Genomic DNA, 16,997 nt, shown 5'->3' with positions numbered 1-16,997 from the left:
AAAGTTCGCCAGCTTCAGAGCTGATAGCGGCCACTGCTGCGATGCCATTCGACGTTGCCGGCCAGCCAGCTCTTGATTCCGCGCAGATAGCGTTTGAGCAGCGGCGAGGCGTGCGGCAATACCGCCCGTTCCGCCGCCTCATACAGATGCATGATGTCATCGTGAACGGCAGCGCTTTGCGCCATGGCCTGCGCGGGGGAGCAGCCCTGTTCTTGGATCAGCAACATAGGCAGATTGAAATCGCCGATACCGGCCTGCTGTTCCTTCAGCGCGGAAAAAAGATCATTGGCAATGATCGTGGCGCTGGCGGCCAGCGTCGTGACCTTGCGCACCTCGGGTGCGCTGTAGACATTGGCGGGCAATTCATACCCACCGATGATGTCGATCAGCGACAGGCACGGCAGGAAACTGTTGACCTGACGCTGAGCGAGATATTCCCAGAGCGCGGGCGTGAGCCCTTCGATCCGCCAGGCCGCTTCGGCGGTCATGGTGACGAACATGGCAATGATTTCATGGCGTACGCGGGCAACCTGCGCCGCTGTTGCAAAAGTCTCGACCCGCCTCAGATAGGCCCGCAGTGCGACCAGCACCGGATCGCCGCTCAAGGCCTGCTCGAGCCCCGGGCGGAACCGTTCGCTCAAGTGAACCGGCTCCAGCGCCGCCAGCGCCAGGGAAAGGCGCGGCCCGACCATTCTGGGTTCGGACCCGGTTCGCTCATCGTCGCAGTAGTAATCGTCCACGGCGAACAGCGCGGCGAAACATTGCGCCGCGAGCAGCAGCCGATCCGGCTCATCGGTGTCGGTATGACAGAGCATGGCGAAGCGACCGAAACCCATGGCGCGGACCTTGTCGTGCCGACCCGGGAAAATCCCCACCCGCTCGATCCACGGCATCAGCCGATCATCCACCTCGTCTGCCAGCGCGGCATTGTTGCGAAATGGCGCCAGGCCATACAGGGCGGGCACGGCCCACGGCGCCTTTTCCGCTTCGGGTGAGACGAGCATTGACGATTCGTCCATGGCGAGGCTCCTGAGTGCGTGTACAGGGTTCCACGGTGATACGCGAAGATCCAAGGCCTCATCAGAGCGCAAACGACAAGGAAGCGCACCTGTCAGGTCTGACAGGTCAGCGTTGGTTTTCGACCAATGGTCATCGTTGTTCAGCACTGGAAAGATCAGGGGCTTTCACATTCCACCAACAATTGCGCGCTTCCACGGCATTCAAGCCTATGGCAACTTGGCCGCCCCTGATGAGGCTGCAATCGATGGCAAACCCCTACCGCGAATTGTTCACCGCCCCCGGTGCCCGTGCGTTTGTGCTGGCCGGGATGCTGGCGCGCATGCCGATTTCCATGACCGGCATCGGCCTGATCACCATGCTTGCGCAGTTGAACGGCGGATATGCGCTGGCGGGTGCGGTGGCGGCGACGTTTGCCTTGGCCACGGCGTTTTGCGCGCCGCAGGTATCGCGGTTGGTGGACCGTTACGGGCAGGGGCGGGTGCTGCCGATCGCAGCGCTGACCGGTGGCGGCGGGTTATTGATGTTGCTGCTGTGCACGCGTTTGCAGGCGCCGGACTGGACCTTGTTTTTGTTCGCCGCGCTGGCCGGGTGCATGCCGAGCATGTCGGCGATGGTGCGGGCGCGCTGGACCGAAATCTACCGTGGCCAGCCGCAATTGCAGACGGCGTATGCCCTGGAGTCGGTGCTCGACGAAGTGTGTTTTATCGTCGGGCCGCCGCTGTCGGTGGGCCTGTCGGTCGCGGTGTTTCCCGAGGCCGGGCCGCTGGCGGCGCTGTTGGCCCTGGCCATCGGCGTGACGGCGTTTGTCGCCCAGCGCAGCACCGAACCACCGGTGCACGCGCAGGAGTCGCAGCATCAGGGCTCGATCATTCGCTCGACTGACGTGCAATGGTTGCTGGCGTTGATGCTGGCGATGGGCGTGATTGTCGGGGTGATCGATGTAGTCAGCGTCGCTTTCGCTCAACATCAGGGCCAGCCGGCAGCGGCGAGTATTGTCTTGTCGGTATACGCGATTGGTTCATGCCTGGCCGGCATCGCCTTCGGTGCGATGCGTTCGAAACTGCCGTTGCCGCGCCTGTTTCTCTACGGCGGCGTGGCGACGGCGGTGACCACGCTGCCGCTGCTTTTGGCGAGCAACATCCTTGGCTTGTCGATCGCGGTATTTATCGCCGGGCTGTTCTTTTCACCGACGCTGATTGTCGCGATGGCGTTGATCGAACGCATCGTGCCGCCGGCCAAACTCACCGAAGGCCTGACCTGGCTGGTGACCGGGCTGAGCATCGGCGTGGCGATCGGCGCCGCCGGTTCCGGCGCGCTGGTGGATGCGTTTGGCGCGCGTAGCGGCTTCTGGCTGGCGATTGCGGCGGGGGCGGTGGTGCTGATTTCAGCGTTCCAAAGTTTCCGTCACTTGAAATGAAATTCCACTGTGGGAGCGAGCCTGCTCGCGAAGGCGGTGTGTCAGTAAATATCTTCATACCTGATACAACGCATTCGCGAGCAGGCTCGCTCCCACAGTTTTTTTGCGGTGTTACCAGCCGCGTCCTGAGTTGACCCAGAAGTTGACTGACAGCGAAGTCGACACCGACTCCACCTGATGGAACCAGCCCTCGGGCAAAAACAGCAGGTCCCCAGCCTCCAGCGTCACCCGCAGAAACGTCACCTCCCGCGCCGCCGGGAAACGTTCATAGTCCGGCGCATCGGGGTTGAAATCGCAGCCATCCAGGCCACCCTTCGGCGCGGTCGACCAGGTGCCCAGCGCCTCTCGGTGATGCGGCGCGGCGAGGGTGAATTTCTTCTGCCCCCAGACCTGGGCGAAGAGGTTGTCGGTGTCATCGCGGTGCAACGGCGTCAGCGTGCCCTTGGGGCCGATCCAGATGCGCGGCGGGATGAACAGCGACGTGTCGAAGTAGGGCGGGTAGTGGATCTGCTGCAACAACTGCGCGGGCAGGATGTTGTTGCCCATGTACGCCGGCGGCTCGCCATCCGCGCCTTTGACCGCCGGACTGTCCAGCGAGGCGATGAACTCGGCCATCGAGGTCGAGCGGAAATCACGCTCAGTGGAAAAGGTCTTCTTCACGTAATCGCCATGGCGGGTGATGCCTTGCAGTTCGGCGAAATGCACCAGCGACTCTTCGCGACTCAGGCTGAACAATGGCCAGTCGTGCAGGGCATTGCTGATCACCAACGGAATGCCGTTGGGCAAATAACGAGTTTCGAATTCGTGCCGGCTCAACCCTTCGCGCGCCCGGCGTTCGACGCTGGTCTGCCGAGGCAGCGCGGCAGTGAGCTTTTCGCTGAAGCGTGGCGGCGTCGGGTAGCGCTTGTTCATATCGACTTTTTCCACCGTGCCGCCACCCTGGCGGGCGTGGTCGATGATCTGCGGCAACATCGTCGCCAGGCCCATGTTGCCGCCAATCTTCAAGCGACCGCTGGCGAACAGTTCCTCGACATTGACCACGCCGGCCATGATCCCGAGAAAATCTTTTTCCGCGACTTCAATGGTCACGTCCGGGCTTGGGTGGCGCCCGACTTCCGTGCGCTGGCTGGTCTTGATGTCGTACCAGTACACCTGCTGCGCACTGAAGATGAACTGGAAAACCCCTTCGATGCCGACCGCGCCGGCGTTGGCGAACAACTTGCCCAGAATGCTCTGCAGGTCCACGGTGATTCCCTCGCGATTGTTGTTTTTTTCCTGAACAGGCAACGAGCGGCTGGCGGGGGAATTTAGCGGCCGGGCGACTAATTTGTCCGGCCAGTGATCCGTCTTTCTTGCAGACACATTTTTCAAGGAAAGCGCGGTGACCAAGCTGACATTGCTGTGCCTGCCCTATTCGGGCGCCAGCGCCATGGTTTACAGCCGCTGGCGGCGTCAACTGCCGACGTGGCTGCAATTGCAACCGGTGGAGCTGCCGGGGCGTGGCGCGCGGTTCGATGAACCTTTGCAAACCGACATGCGCGCGTTGGCGCGGCAACTGGCGCGCGAGCACAAACCAGGGCTGCAAGGCCCGTACGCGTTGTTCGGGCACAGCCTCGGCGCGTTGCTCGCCTGCGAACTGGCCCATGCCTTTCGCGAGATGGGTGTGCCGGAGCCGCTGGCGCTGTTCGCCTCCGGCACCGCCGCACCGTCCATGCGCAGCGATTACGACCGCGGCTTTGCCGAACCGCGCAGCGATGCAGAGCTCATCGAACAGTTGCGCACCTTTCAGGGCACCAGCGAAGAAATCCTCGCCAATGAGGAATTGATGAGCCTGACCCTGCCGGTGCTGCGCGCCGACTTCATGATGTGCGGGCGCTTCACGCCTGCCGAGCGGCCCTTGCTTAATTGCCCGGTGCACGTGCTCGGTGGCAAGGAAGACCGCGCCACGACCGAACAACTGATCGGCTGGAGCAAAGAAACCCTGGGCAGTTTCTCGGTGGACATGATGACCGGCGGGCATTTCTTCATTCATGAGCACGAAGCGCGGGTCATTCGCACGATCAAGACCCATCTGGAAGTGCATCACCGGCGCTATGCGCAGGCTGTGCAACCGGCGTTCTGAGACGCGCCTCATCTATCATTTTCAGGAGGCCAGTCATGGCTGTTGCTCTGGGCTTTTCCGTGCGGCCGTTGCTGCCGCAGCGCGGACGTTTGCCGCTGTTGGTCGAGGCGGGCGATGCCGACACCGATCTGTTGGCGGTATTCGATGAATTGAAGGCCTTGGTCGACGAGCATCTGCTGCGCGACGGTGGCGTGCTGTTTCGCGGTTTTCGCCTCGACGGCGCCGAGCAGTTTCGCCAGTTTGCCGCGAGCTTCGGCCATCCGCTGCTGAACTACGAGTTCGGCTCGACGCCGCGCACCAACGTCACTCAAGGCGTGTACACCTCCACCGAATACCCGGCGCACCAGAGCATTCCGCTGCACAACGAACAGGCCTATTCCCGCGACTGGCCGATGAAGATCTGGTTCTACAGCATGATCGCCGCCAGGTCCGGCGGCGAGACGCCGATTGCCGACAGCCGCGAAGTCTACCGGCGCATCCCCGTGGCGATCCGCGAGCGTTTTGTCAGCAAAGGCCTTATGTACGTGCGCAACTTCGGCAATGGCCTAGATGTCGCTTGGGAAGATGTGTTCAACACCGAAGACCGCGAAGTCGTCGAGGCGTACTGCAAGGCACACGGCATTGTCTGCGAGTGGAAGGACGACGGTGAGCTGCGCACGCGGCAGACCTGTCAGGCGGTGGCGGTGCACCCGGTGACCGGCGACCACGTCTGGTTCAATCAGGCGCACCTGTTTCACATCTCCAACCTGCCAGCGGACGTGCGCGAAAGCCTGCTCGACATCGTTGACGAAGAAGACCTGCCGCGTAACGTCTACTACGGCGACGGCTCGCCGATCGAAGACGAGGTGCTGGCGCAGATTCGTGCGGTGCTCGACGATTGTGCGATCAGTTTCCCCTGGCAGGAGGGCGATGTGCTGATGCTCGACAACATGCTTTCGGCTCACGCGCGCTCACCGTTCGAAGGGCCGCGCAAAGTCATCGTGGCGATGGCCGAGGGGCATTCGCAGGACGTGCGCTGACCTGTTCGCAACCCTTTAACTCAAATGCCGAATCCGGGCCTGTACCGGCTTCGGCATTTGTCTGTCTGGCCTTGTACCGTCGGGCCGTGATTGCCGCTGGCGCGCTAAATCATCGCGCGGGCCATTCGTTCTTGTTGATACGACCGGGTCTCCAGGTCACGCCGCCGATCAGCAAGGACTCCACGCATGAATGCCGCAGACGCACAGAAACTAGCCCGCCGCTTTATCGAATTGCCTCAGGACAAACGCCGTCTGTTCCTCGCTGGCATGGCCCGCGAGGGCATCGATTTTGCGCAGCTTCCCATGACCGCCTGCGACGGCATCGCCGAGCGTGACGGCCTGTCTTACGCGCAGCAGCGCATGTGGTTTCTCTGGCAACTGGAGCCGACCAGCGCAGCCTATAACTTGCCGATGGCGGTGCGTCTGGATGGTGAATTGCAAGTCGAGGCATTGGAGCAAGCCTTCAGCCGTCTGGCGGCGCGCCACGAATGTTTGCGCACCACCTTCGGCCAGGACGGCGAGCGGGCCTTCCAGCGTGTGGCCGAACCAAAGCCACTGAAGTTGCCCGTGACTGACCTGAGCGAGTTGCCCCAAGCCCAGCGCTGGCCGCTGGCGCAGCAGCACATGATGGCCGAGGCGACCCAGGCCTTCGACCTGCAGAACGGCCCACTGCTGAGTCTGCGCCTGTTGCGCCTGGCCGCGCAGGAACACGTGCTGCTGCTGACCCTGCATCACATCATCGCCGACGGCTGGTCGATGAATATTCTGATCGACGAATTCATGCGCACTTACGACGCGTTGGTGGCCGGGCGTGAACCGACGCTGGCGCCCTTGACCGTGCATTACCGCGACTACGCGCTGTGGCAGCGCAGCTGGCTGGAGGCCGGTGAGCGCGAGCGGCAACTGGACTACTGGCGCACGCAACTGGGCGACGAACATCCAGTGCTGGAGTTGCCCACCGACCGCGCTTATCCGGCGCAAGCCAGCCATCAAGGCGCACGCCTGGACACGGTGATCGACGCAGCTCTGCGCGAAGAACTGAAAAACCTTGCCCAGCGTCAGGGCGTGACCTTGTTCGTGGTGTTGCTGGCAGCGTTCAAGACCCTGTTGCATCGCTACAGCGGCCAGACCGATATTCGTGTCGGCGGGCTGATCGCCAACCGCACCCGCAGTGAAACCGAAGGGTTGATCGGCTTCTTCGTCAACACCCAGATCCTGCGCAGCGCGGTTACTGCACAAACGCCATTCGCCGAGCTGCTGCAGAACCTGCGCCAGGCCGCCCTCGGCGCCCAGGCCCATCAGGACCTGCCGTTCGACGCCTTGATCGAAGCCCTGCAACCGGCGCGCAGCCAGAGCCACAATCCGCTGTTTCAAGTGATGTTCAACCACCAGCCGCTGGTTACCGATTTGCATCAGGCGCAACTCGCTTCAGGCTTGCGCGTGGGTTATTTGAGCGAAGAGCAACTGGCCGGCAGCGCTCGGCAACACGCGGCCACCAGCGACCTGATGCTCGACACCCGCGAGGAGGGCGAGCAACTGTTTGCCGCCTTCACTTACGCCACGGATATTTTTGATGCCTTAACCATTGCCGCGCTGGCCGGGCATTGGCGCAACATTCTCCAGTCGGTGTGCCGCGATCCGCAGCAGTTGATCGGCGAAGTGGCGATGCTCGCCGACAGCGAACGCCACGGGTTGATCCAGGCCACCGCGCCAGCGCCTCGTTTCACTAGCGTGCAAAGCCTGTTCGAAGCGCAAGTCGCACGCACTGCGCAAATGCCGGCGGTGCTGTTGGCCACCGCGCCTTCACGGGCATTCAGCTACGACGAACTCAACAGCCGCAGCAATCGCTTGGCCCATCAGTTGCGCGCACAGGGTGTCGGCCCGGACGTGCTGGTCGGCGTCGCGCTGGGACGTTCGCTGGAATTGGCGGTAGCGCTGCTGGCCGTGCTCAAGGCCGGCGGTGCCTATGTGCCGCTGGATCCGCAAACCCCGGCCGAACGCTTGCTCCATGTGCTCGCTGACAGTGGTTTGCAACTGTTGCTCAGTGATCAGCAAAGCCTTGCCAGCCTGCCGCCGCTCGACGGCATCGAGTGCCTGTGTCTGGAGCAATTGCCCGACAGCGAGCAGAGCGACAATCCCTCGATCACGATCGAAGCCGACAACCTCGCGTACGTGATCTACACCTCTGGCTCCACCGGGCGGCCGAAAGGCGTGGCGGTCAGTCATGGCGCGCTCAGCGAGTTCATCGCCCGCGCCATCGACTACAGCGATCTGCGCGAAGGCGACCGGGTTCTGCAATTCGCCACCAGCAGTTTTGATGGCTTCGTCGAGCAGTTTTTCCCACCGCTGTGCCACGGCGCCAGCGTGGTCATGCGCGACGCGCCGTTGTGGGACAGCGCGACTTTGCATCAGGTCATCGTCGATCAGCGCATCACCCTGGCCGACCTGCCGGCGGCTTATTGGTATTGGCTGGTGCAGGAATACGCGGCGAAACCGCCGGCCAGTTTCGGCGCGCTGCGGCAGATTCACGTCGGCGGCGAAGCCATGGCGGTGGACGGTTTGCGCTTGTGGCAACAGGCCGGGCTCGGCCATGTGCGCCTGCTCAACACCTACGGCCCGACCGAGGCCACGGTTGTCTCGACGATTCATGACTGCACCGCGCTGACCGCCCAAGACGTGTCGTGGCGTGGCATGCCGATCGGCCACGGACTGGCAGCGCGGCGCCTGTACGTGCTCGACGATGATCTGAACCTGCTGCCGCAAGGCGCGGTGGGCGAGTTGTACATCGGTGGGCCGGGGCTGGCGCGCGGTTATCACCGTCAGCCGAGCCTCAGCGCTGAGCGGTTCATCGCCGACCCTTTCGCCGACGGCCAGCGCCTGTACCGCACCGGCGACCGTGCGCGGCTGCGCGGCGATGGCGCGCTGGAATATGTCGGCCGGGTCGATCATCAAGTGAAGATTCGCGGCTTCCGCATCGAACTGGGCGAGATCGAATCGCGCCTGCAGCAATCTCCGGGCGTTCGCGAGGCAGTGGTGCTGGCGGTGCCATTCGCGGGTGGAGCGCAACTGATCGCTTACGTGGTGACGGAGCCTGCGGTGCTTGCCAGCGCGGCGACGCAAACGGCGTTCCGTCAGCAGACCCGCGCGGCGCTGCAAGCCAGCCTGCCGGATTACATGGTGCCGGGGCATCTGCTGTTGCTGGCGGACCTGCCGCTGACGCCGAGCGGCAAGCTCGACCGCAAGGCCTTGCCGACGCCGAATCCGGCGCAGTTGCAGGGCGATTACCGCGCTCCGCAATCGCCGGCCGAGCAGTGTCTGGCGCAGGTCTGGGCCGAGGTGCTGCACGTGCCGCGTGTGGGCCTGGACGATCACTTTTTTGAACTGGGTGGCCATTCGTTGCTGGCCGCGCAGGTGATTGCGCGGGTCAAGGAGCAGATGGGCGTGGTGCTGCCGCTGCGCAGCCTGTTCGAAAAACCGCTGCTGGCGGATCTCGCCGAGGTGCTCGGGCAACTGGCCGAGGTGAGCGGCGACGACGACTGGTCCGACCTGGATCAGTTCATGAATGCTTTGCAAGGAGAAGAAGTATGAGCGGCACGATGGCGGAACGTATTGCAAAAAGGTTCGTCGGCCTGCCGCTGGAACAGCGTCGGCTGTTTCTCGCCAAGCTGCGCGAGGAGGGCAAGGATTTCAGCCTGTTGCCGCTGCCGGTCAGCCGCCACGACTGTGCGCAGATTCCCCTGTCGTTCGCCCAGCAACGCCTGCTGTTTCTCTGGCAACTGGAACCGCACAGCGCCGCATACAACATGGCCGCTGGCTTGCGTCTGAAAGGCCGGCTGGATGAGTCGGCCCTGAGCCGCTCGTTCGATCATCTGCTGGCGCGCCATGAAGTGCTGCGCACGGTGTTTCACACCGACGGCGATCAAGCGCATCAGCTGATTCTCGAGCAGCAAAGTATTGCGCTGGCACGCTTCGATCTGACCGGTACCGCCGCGCAAGAGCGCGAAGAACTGCTCGCGCAACACGTGCAAGACGTCACCGCGCAACCGTTCGATCTGCGCCACGGCCCGCTGTTGCGCGCCAGCCTGTTTGCTTTGGCCGACGATGAGTTCGTGCTGGTGGTGAGCATGCATCACATCGTCTCCGATGGCTGGTCGATGGACGTCATGGTCAAGGAATTCGTGCAGTGCTATCAGGCGTTCAGCCTGCAGCGCGAGCCGCAACTGCCGGCGCTGCCGTTGCAATACGCCGACTATGCGATCTGGCAGCGGCGCTGGCTGGAGGCCGGCGAGGGCGAGCGCCAGCTCGACTACTGGCGTCAGCAATTGGGCGACGAACATCCGCTGCTGGAAGTGGCGCCGGACTTTGCCCGACCGCTGACGCAAAGCTTTGCAGGACAGACCCTGAGCTTTGATTTCGGCACCGACCTGTCGCAACAGCTCAACGTTTTTGCGCGCAGCCAGGGCATCAGCCTGTTCATGCTGGTGCTGGCCGGGTTCTCGCTGTTCCTTTCGCGTCTGGCCGGCGAGCGCGACATTCGTGTCGGCGTGCCGAATGCCAACCGTGGCCGCGCCGAAGTCGAGGGACTGATCGGTTTCTTCGTCAACACCCAGGTGCTGCGTTGCCAGGTCGATGAGCGCGGCAGTTTCGCCGATTTGCTCGCGCAGGTGCGTGAAGCGGCGTTCGGCGCACAGGCACATCAGGAGTTGCCGTTCGAGCAACTGGTCGACGAATTGGTCGCCGAACGCACCCTCGGCCACAACCCGCTGTTCCAGGCCAAGTTCAACCAGAACGTCGGCATGCAGAAACAGCGCTCGATGGCCTTGCCCGGCCTGACTGTAAGCGAATACCCGCTGGCCAAGGACGGCACGCACTTCGATCTGGCGCTGGACATCACCGACGACGGCGCACTGATCCACGGCCAGATGACCTATGCCAGCGATCTCTATCGGGCGGAAACGGTCGCCGGTTTTGTGCCGATGTTGCTGGACCTGTTTACACAGTTGCTCAACTCGCCGCAGGCGCCATTGCACACCGTAGGCACGCGGCGGCCTGCTGCGCTTGCCATTCACCGCGAACCGGCGTTGACGGTGTTGCAACACTGGGCGCGTGAAGTGGCCCGGCAACCAGAAGCGCTGGCCGCTCGTGATCTACAGCAGACAATCACTTTCCAGGCGCTGGATCAGGATGCCAATCGTCTCGCCCATTATTTGCGCGCGCAGGGCGTCAGTGTCGGCGAACCGGTGGCGGTGCTGCTGGAACGTTCGCTGGACTGGCTGACTTGCCTGTTCGCGATTCTCAAGGCAGGTGCGGTGTACATGCCACTCGACGTCAAGGCGCCGAGCGCGCGCCTGAAGCAGATGCTCGGCGCTGCGCAGGCGCGGGCGCTGATCGGTGCTGAAGGCGATGTGCGGGTCAGCGAATTGGCGGGTGAGGGCTGTCAGGGTCTGGAGTTTGCACCGGGGCAATGGCAGTCACTGCCGACGTCCGCGCCTGAACTGACGCTGTATGCGCAGTCGCCGGCCTACGTGATTCACACCTCCGGTTCCACCGGGCAACCGAAGGGCGTACTGGTCAGCCACGGCGCGCTGGGCAGTTACGTGCGCGGCGTACTCGAACGTCTGGCGCCGGCGCCGGAGGCGAGCATGGCGCTGGTCTCGACCATCGCCGCCGACCTTGGCTTCACCGTGCTGTTCGGCGCGTTGTGCTCGGGCCGACTGCTGCATGTGCTGCCAGAAGAACTCGGTTTCGACCCGGATCGCTTTGCCCAATACATGGCCCGCCATCGCGTCGGCGTGCTGAAAATCGTCCCCGGGCATCTCGCCGCGCTGTTGCAGGCGGCCAAGCCTGCCGATGTGCTGCCGGAACACGCGCTGATCGTCGGCGGCGAAGCCTGTTCGCCGGCGCTGGTCGAGCGCGTGCAGCAACTGAAGCCGGGCTGCCGCCTGATCAACCACTACGGGCCGAGCGAAACCACTGTGGGCGTGCTGACCCACGAGGTCGAAGAACTCGCCGCCCAGGCGCGCAGTGTTCCGATCGGCGCAGCGCTGGCCGGTGCTCATGTCTATGTGCTCGACGATGTGCTCAACCCGGTAGCCGATCAGGTTGCCGGTGAGTTGTACATCGGTGGCGACAGCGTTGCCCTTGGCTACCTGAATCAGCCGGCGCTGACCGCCGAACGCTTCCTGCCCGACCCGTTCGGCACACCGGGCGCGCGGGTCTACCGCAGTGGCGACCGGGTCCGGCGCAATCGCGAGCAGGCGCTGGAGTTCATCGGTCGTGCCGACGATCAGGTCAAAGTGCGCGGCTACCGTGTGGAGCCTGCGGAAGTCGCGCGGCTGTTGCTCAGCCTCGACGGTGTCAGCGAAGCCGCCGTGCTCGCGCTGCCACTGGATGACGATCCGGCGCGCCTGCAACTGCTGGCGTGGTGCGTGCCGGCAGTGGGCGTGAAGGTGCAGGCGCAGGATCTGCGCGAGCAATTGCAGGCGCGGCTGCCGGATTACATGGTGCCGGCGCAGTTAGTGTTGCTGGAAAAGCTGCCGCTGACCGCCAACGGCAAGCTCGACAAGCGTGCCTTGCCAGTGCCCGGCGTGGTCAGCCAGCAGTTCGTCGCGCCGGTCGGTGAGATCGAGGAAAAACTCGCCGCGATCTGGGCCGAAGTGCTCAAGCTCGAACGGGTCGGCAGCAGCGATAACTTTTTTGAACTGGGTGGCGACTCGATCCTCAGCTTGCAGATCATCGCCCGGGCCAAGCGCCAGGGCATCAAGCTCAGCCCCAAGCAGTTGTTCGAAAAACAGACCATCGGCCAACTGGCTGCTGTGGCCAAACTGATCGAAGCCAAACCGGCTGCCGTCGCGGCACCAGTGGCACGCGGGCCGTTGCCGTTGCTGCCGATTCAGGTGCGTTTTTTCGAGACGCCGATTGCTCAGCGCCAGCACTGGAATCAGTCGGTGGTGCTGCAACCGACCCTGGCGCTGGACGCCACGCATCTGCGCAAGGCGCTGGCAGCGTTGGTAGAACAGCACGAGGCCTTGGCCCTGAGCTTCGTGCAGTCGGGCGATAGCTGGCAGGCGTTGCCTCAGGCTCAGCGCGATGCCGAACTGCTCTGGGTCCGCGAGCTGGACGGCCTCGACGCCTTGCCCGCACTGGCCGACGCGGCGCAGCGCAGCCTCGATCTGCAACGCGGGCAGTTGCTGCGCGCGGTGCTGGTCAACCTGCCGAACGCCGAGCAGCGCTTGTTGCTGGTGATTCATCACCTGGTGGTCGACGGCGTGTCGTGGCGCATTCTGCTTGAAGACTTGCAGCAGGCTTACCACGCATTGGCGGCGGGGACTGCGCTCGCGTCGCCGGGCAAAAGCAGTTCGATGCACGACTGGGCCGGGCAGTTGCACCGTTATGCGCAGAGCGACACGTTGGCGGCCGAAAGCGCTTATTGGCGCCAAACCCTTGAGGCCGGCGACGCGTCACTGCCACGGGATTTTGCCGAGGACAGCCAGACCCGCGCTCAGGCCGCGCGCGCCAGTACGCGCCTGAGCCGGACACTGACCGACAAGCTATTGAAAGTCGCCCCGGCGGCGTACCGCACGCAAATCAACGACCTGTTGCTGACGGCTTTGGCGCGGGTGTTGTGTGACTGGAGCGAGCAGCCGTCGGTGTTGATCCAGCTCGAAGGCCACGGTCGTGAAGACCTGTTCGACGACATCGACCTGAGCCGCACGGTCGGCTGGTTCAGCAGCCTCTTCCCGGTGCGCCTGACTCCGCAGGCCAATCCCGCTGCATCGCTGTGCGCGATCAAGGAGCAACTGCGCGCCGTGCCGGGCAAAGGCATCGGTTATGGCGTGCTGCGTTACCTCACGCGTGCTGCCGAGTTGCAGACGCTGGCGCAACCACGGGTGACCTTCAATTACCTCGGTCAGTTCGACGGCGCGTTCAGCGCCGAGCAAGGCGCGTTGTTCCTGCCAAGCGCTGAAAGCACCGGCGCCAATCAGGATGGGCAAGCGCCGCTGGGCAATTGGCTGAGCGTCGACGGACAGGTTCTCGGCGGTGAGCTGGAACTGATCTGGACCTTCGGCACCGGCATGTACCGCGCCGAGACCATCGAGGCGTTGGCCGAGGCCTATCGCCGCGAACTGCAACGCCTGATCGAACATTGCTGCGACAGCGCGGCCGGTGGCGTGACACCCTCGGATTTCAACCTCGCCAACCTGACCCAGGCGCAGCTGTCGGCATTGCCGATGGCGCCGCGTGACATCGTCGATCTGTACCCGCTGTCGCCGATGCAGCAAGGCATTCTGTTCCACAGTCGTAACGAGCCGGACAGTCCGGCTTACACCAATCAGCTGCGCGTCGACGTCGAGCAGCTCGACGCCGAGCGCTTCCGCCAGGCCTGGCAGCAGACCCTCGAAGCCCACGATATTCTGCGCACGGCGTTCGTCTGGCCGCAGGATGCCGCCGCGCCGGTGCAAGTGGTGCGCAGCCGCGTGCAGATGCCGTGGCAGGTGCAGGACTGGCGCGGTCGCGCCGGCCTGGATGCCGCGCTTGATCATCTCGCCACTGAAGATCTGCATAACGGCTTCGATCTGCTCGATGCACCGCTGTTGCGCGTGACGTTGGTGCGCACCGATGAGCACACTCATCACCTGATCTACACCTGCCATCACATCCTCATGGACGGCTGGAGCACTTCGCAGTTGTTCGGCGAAGTGCTGCAACGTTACGCCGGCATCGTGCCGAGCGCAGGGCAGGGGCGTTATCGCGATTACATCGAATGGCTCGGCCAGCGCGATCAGCAAGCCAGTCGGCAGTTCTGGAGCGCAGCGCTGGCGGACCTTGAACAGCCGACGCGACTGGCCAGTGCCATGCCGGTCAGGCACGCCGCCAGCGGCTATGCCGATCACCAGCATGTGTTCAGCGAACCGCTGACCGCCGAACTGAACCGCTTCGCTCGCGAGCAGAAAGTCACCCTCAACACGCTGGTGCAAGCGGCGTGGCTGCTGCTGTTGCAGCGTTATACGGGCCAGGATCACGTGGCGTTCGGCGCGACGGTCGCCGGACGGCCAACCGATTTGCCGGGTGTCGAGCAGCAGATCGGCCTGTTCATCAACACCTTGCCGGTGGTGGCGGCGCCATCGCCGGAAATCGGCGTCAGCCAATGGCTGCAACAGGTGCAAGACCTCAACCTGGCCTTGCGCGAGCACGAGCACACGCCGCTGTATGACATTCAGCGCTGGGCCGGTACGGGCGCCGGGGCGTTGTTCGACAGCATTCTGGTGTTCGAAAACTACCCGATGGCCGAGGCGTTGGCGCAGGGCCCTGAGACGGGCCTGAAGTTCTCGGCAATCCGCCGGCAGGAGCAGACCAACTATCCGCTGACGCTGGTGGCGATCACCGGCCGCGAGCTGAGTCTGGGCGTAAGTTACGATCAGGCCAGCTTCGACGCTCAAGCGATCCGCGTGTTGAGTGCGCAGTTGCAAGGCCTGCTCGAGCAGTTCCTCGCCGACGCCGGGCAGCCGCTGGGCGCGCTGCAACTGCTCGCCGAGCCACAACGGCAACAAGCGATCGAGTGGGGCAAGGCGCCGGTTACCACGCCGGATCAACGCACGGTACTGGCGCACATCGCCGCGCAAGTGCAGCGACAGCCACAGGCGAACGCGGTGCTGTTCGCTGAGCAGTCCATCGCTTACCAAGACCTCGATACCCGGGCCAATCGTCTGGCGCACAAGCTGCAAGGCATGGGCGTCGGGCCGGAAGTGCGCGTCGGCGTGTGCATGCGCCGCACGCCGCAGATGCTGGTCGGCTTGCTGGCGATCCTCAAGGCCGGTGGCGCCTACGTACCGCTGGACCCGGATTACCCGCGGGAACGCTTGCTGCACATGCTCGACGACAGCCGCGCGGCGGTGCTGCTCACTGAGCCGGCGGCATTGGCGATGCTGCCCGAGTCGTTGAGTGCGCAGGTGCTGCTGGTGGACGAGAACGTCGCCAGCGAATACCCGGCCACTGCGCCACTGGTTGATCTCGCGGCAGACAATCTGGCGTACGTGATCTACACCTCTGGCTCGACCGGCAAACCGAAAGGCGTAGCGATCAGCCACGGCAATCTGTCGGCGCTGATTCAATGGTCGACTGGGGTCTATCGCGAAGAACAATTGCGCGGCGTGCTGGCTTCGACGTCGATCTGCTTCGATCTGTCGGTGTGGGAAATCTTCGTCACGCTGGCCTGCGGTGGCTGTCTGGTATTGGCCGACAACGCCCTGGCGCTGGCGGATTTGCCGGCGCGCGATCAGGTCACGCTGATCAACAGCGTGCCGTCGGCGATTGCCGCGTTGCAACGGACCGGGCAGATTCCGTCGTCGGTCGGCACCATCAATCTGGCCGGCGAACCGCTCAAGCAGGGTCTGGTCGACAGCCTCTATGCCAGCACTCAGGTGCAGCAGGTCTACGATCTTTACGGGCCGTCGGAGGACACCACTTATTCGACCTTCACCCTGCGCACCCCGCAGGGCCGGGCGAACATTGGCCGGCCGCTGGACAACACCGTGGCCTACCTGCTCGACAGTCAGTTGCAGGCGCTGCCCGAGGGCGTGGCGGCCGAGCTGTATCTGGCGGGTGCCGGGGTGACGCGCGGCTATCTGCGTCGTGCCGCGCTGACCGCCGAACGCTTTGTGCCGAATCCTTACGCGAGCAACGGTGAGCGCCTGTACCGCACCGGCGATCTGGTGCGCCAGGGCGACGATGGCAACATCGAGTACATCGGTCGCGCCGACCATCAGGTGAAAATTCGCGGTTTCCGCATCGAACTCAGCGAGGTCGAAGCGCGCCTGCTGGAACTCGACGATATCCGTGAGGCGGTGGTACTGGCGCAGGACGGCGCCGCTGGCAAACACCTGCATGCCTACCTCGTCGCCGCGCCGGACAGCGAGCAGTCGACGCTGGCCGAGCGGGTGCGCAATGCCTTGGCCGGTCGCTTGCCGGCGCACATGGTGCCGGGGCATGTGCACCTGATCGACGCGATCCCGCTGACGCCCAACGGCAAGCTCGATCGCAAGGCGCTGATGGCGTTGGGCGAGAGCCCGACGCAGGAGCAATACCATGCACCGCAAAGCGATCTGCAATGGGAGGTCGCGACGATCTGGCAGGAGGTGCTGGAAGTCGAGCGGGTGGGGCTGGCGGACAACTTCTTCCAGCTCGGCGGCCATTCGTTACTGGCGACGCTGGTGGTGACCCGGGTGCAGGAACGTCTGGGCGACAAGGTGCCGCTCAAGGCGTTGTTTGAGGCCGACACGCTCAAGGATTTCTGCGCGCGGATCGAAGCGCTGCGCGTCGAAATGTCGCCCGTTCAGGATGAATTGGCTAAATCACTGGAGGCCCTCAAACGTCTATCCCTCGATGATCTGGAAAAACTGATTTCTTGAGAGGGAAAAAC

Annotated in this window: 7 protein-coding genes; 5 read left to right on the top strand and 2 right to left on the bottom strand. The window is 63.8% G+C overall.

Annotation, left to right across the window (positions count from 1 at the left end; translation table 11 throughout):
- Positions 1–14: 14 nt before the first annotated feature.
- Positions 15–1,166 carry a family 2 encapsulin nanocompartment cargo protein terpene cyclase gene (locus PspCFBP13508_RS23105; RefSeq protein ID WP_137215778.1) on the bottom strand — a complete coding sequence of 384 codons (1,152 nt, stop codon included), beginning with the start codon at positions 1,164–1,166 and terminating at the stop codon, positions 15–17.
- A gap of 98 nt (positions 1,167–1,264) precedes the next feature.
- Between PspCFBP13508_RS23105 and PspCFBP13508_RS23100 the strand changes: the two genes are divergently transcribed.
- Positions 1,265–2,437, top strand: a complete 1,173-nt coding sequence (locus tag PspCFBP13508_RS23100; protein WP_137215777.1) for an MFS transporter — start codon at positions 1,265–1,267, stop codon at positions 2,435–2,437.
- A gap of 111 nt (positions 2,438–2,548) precedes the next feature.
- Here PspCFBP13508_RS23100 and PspCFBP13508_RS23095 read toward each other — a convergent pair whose 3' ends face one another.
- Complete coding sequence (locus PspCFBP13508_RS23095; protein ID WP_137215776.1) at positions 2,549–3,682, bottom strand: cupin-like domain-containing protein; 1,134 nt, start codon at positions 3,680–3,682, stop codon at positions 2,549–2,551.
- Between the two features lie 136 nt (positions 3,683–3,818).
- On the opposite strand from PspCFBP13508_RS23095, the gene PspCFBP13508_RS23090 reads away from it, so the two are divergent.
- The 4 genes from PspCFBP13508_RS23090 to PspCFBP13508_RS23075 all read left to right on the top strand — a co-directional run bounded on the left by PspCFBP13508_RS23090 (position 3,819) and on the right by PspCFBP13508_RS23075 (position 16,986).
- A complete protein-coding gene (locus PspCFBP13508_RS23090; RefSeq protein WP_137215775.1) occupies positions 3,819–4,559 on the top strand; it encodes an alpha/beta fold hydrolase in 741 nt (246 codons plus the stop codon).
- A gap of 35 nt (positions 4,560–4,594) precedes the next feature.
- Complete coding sequence (locus PspCFBP13508_RS23085) at positions 4,595–5,578, top strand: TauD/TfdA family dioxygenase (protein ID WP_024012352.1); 984 nt, start codon at positions 4,595–4,597, stop codon at positions 5,576–5,578.
- Between the two features lie 186 nt (positions 5,579–5,764).
- Positions 5,765–9,166: a non-ribosomal peptide synthetase gene (locus PspCFBP13508_RS23080; protein WP_137215774.1), complete on the top strand. Its 3,402-nt coding sequence runs from the start codon at positions 5,765–5,767 to the stop codon at positions 9,164–9,166.
- Positions 9,163–16,986, top strand: a complete 7,824-nt coding sequence (locus PspCFBP13508_RS23075; RefSeq protein WP_137215772.1) for a non-ribosomal peptide synthetase — start codon at positions 9,163–9,165, stop codon at positions 16,984–16,986. Before PspCFBP13508_RS23080 ends, PspCFBP13508_RS23075 begins: the two co-directional genes overlap by 4 nt.
- The last annotated feature ends 11 nt before the right edge of the window (positions 16,987–16,997 follow it).

The organism is Pseudomonas sp. CFBP13508 (assembly GCF_005233515.1).
Taxonomy (GTDB): domain Bacteria; phylum Pseudomonadota; class Gammaproteobacteria; order Pseudomonadales; family Pseudomonadaceae; genus Aquipseudomonas; species Aquipseudomonas mercuritolerans.
This window is presented reverse-complemented; position numbering and strand designations above follow the sequence as displayed.

Excerpts from the sequence above, each read along its gene's own strand:
- PspCFBP13508_RS23080 (WP_137215774.1), top strand. The coding sequence starts at position 5,765 with ATGAATGCCGCAGACGCACAGAAACTAGCCCGCCGCTTTATCGAATTG.
- PspCFBP13508_RS23100 (WP_137215777.1), top strand. The coding sequence starts at position 1,265 with ATGGCAAACCCCTACCGCGAATTGTTCACCGCCCCCGGTGCCCGTGCG.
- PspCFBP13508_RS23075 (WP_137215772.1), top strand. The coding sequence starts at position 9,163 with ATGAGCGGCACGATGGCGGAACGTATTGCAAAAAGGTTCGTCGGCCTG.
- PspCFBP13508_RS23085 (WP_024012352.1), top strand. The coding sequence starts at position 4,595 with ATGGCTGTTGCTCTGGGCTTTTCCGTGCGGCCGTTGCTGCCGCAGCGC.